Source organism: Mycobacterium kyorinense (assembly GCF_001672775.1).
Classification (GTDB): domain Bacteria; phylum Actinomycetota; class Actinomycetes; order Mycobacteriales; family Mycobacteriaceae; genus Mycobacterium; species Mycobacterium kyorinense_A.
On record NZ_LZKJ01000077.1, the window covers coordinates 1 to 1056 of the forward strand.

1 protein-coding gene is annotated in these 1056 nt (G+C 62.4%); it reads left to right on the forward strand.

Annotated elements, in window-relative coordinates; translation table 11 throughout:
* Positions 1-43: 43 nt before the first annotated feature.
* A partial coding sequence (locus A5707_RS07685) for a phosphopantetheine-binding protein (protein WP_232000661.1) occupies positions 44-1056 on the forward strand: 1013 nt, incomplete at its 3' end.

Sequence of the window (1056 nt, forward strand, 5' to 3'; positions counted from 1 at the left end):
GGCTCCAGAGTTTTTCACTACGTGGGCTGCCGAGCATGCCTCGGTGGCCGGTCTGGCCATTGAAGTCAAGTGTGGGTTGGCTGATAACGAGTTGACCCGGTACCGCTATGACGTCACCATTCATAAGAATCCCACCGCGGTCCGTTCATTGGCCGCTGCGCCCAGCTGGGCATGGACTCACTGTGCTGGCCTTAGTGGGCTGCATGCCGAGTTGATATCGCAACGCCCAGATATGGTGCGTATCACCGATATTCCCCGCGCTGGGCTGATCACCGACGTCGGTATCGAAGCTGGCTTGGCCGCCGGACTGCCGCTGGCTGATGCAGTGGCCCAAGCCGCCAGCGCGGCCAGCACGGCCGCCACCCCCCAACAATTGCACCGTCTGGGCCAAAGCGCCGGCTACCACGTCGCGCTGACCTGGGGCACCCAACCGGGCACTGTTGATGCCGTCTTGTTCACCCCCACCGACTGCGATGGCCAGCACAACCAACCGCTGACCGACCTCTACCTGCCCCCCGCTGGGGTCCACCAACGCAACACCTACGCCAATGACCCCCAAACCAACACCAAGATCAGCGCGGTGCGTCAATGGCTGAGCGCACACCTACCCGACTACATGGTGCCGTCCCAAATCATGGTGCTCGAGGCGTTCCCGTTAACCTCCTCAGGCAAAATCGACCGAAAGGCATTGCCAGCACCGGTGTTTGCCACCACCCCCTTCCGGGCGCCGCAAACCCAGACTGAACAGATCGTCGCCGACATATTCGCCGAAGTGCTAGGCCTAGACCGCGTCGGACTCGACGACGACTTCTTCGCCCTGGGCGGAGACTCACTAATCGCCACCCGCGTCAGCGCACGACTGCAATCAGCACTCAACAGACAAGTCCCCGTCCGCTACCTCTTCGACGCCTCCACCGTGGCAAACCTCGCCGACTACCTACACCGCCACCACGACGCCCCCGCCCGCGCCCCACTACAACCAATGCCGCGTCCGCAGCATGTTCCGTTGTCGTTTGCTCAGCAGCGGTTGTGGTTTATCGATCGGTTTGAGGGCGA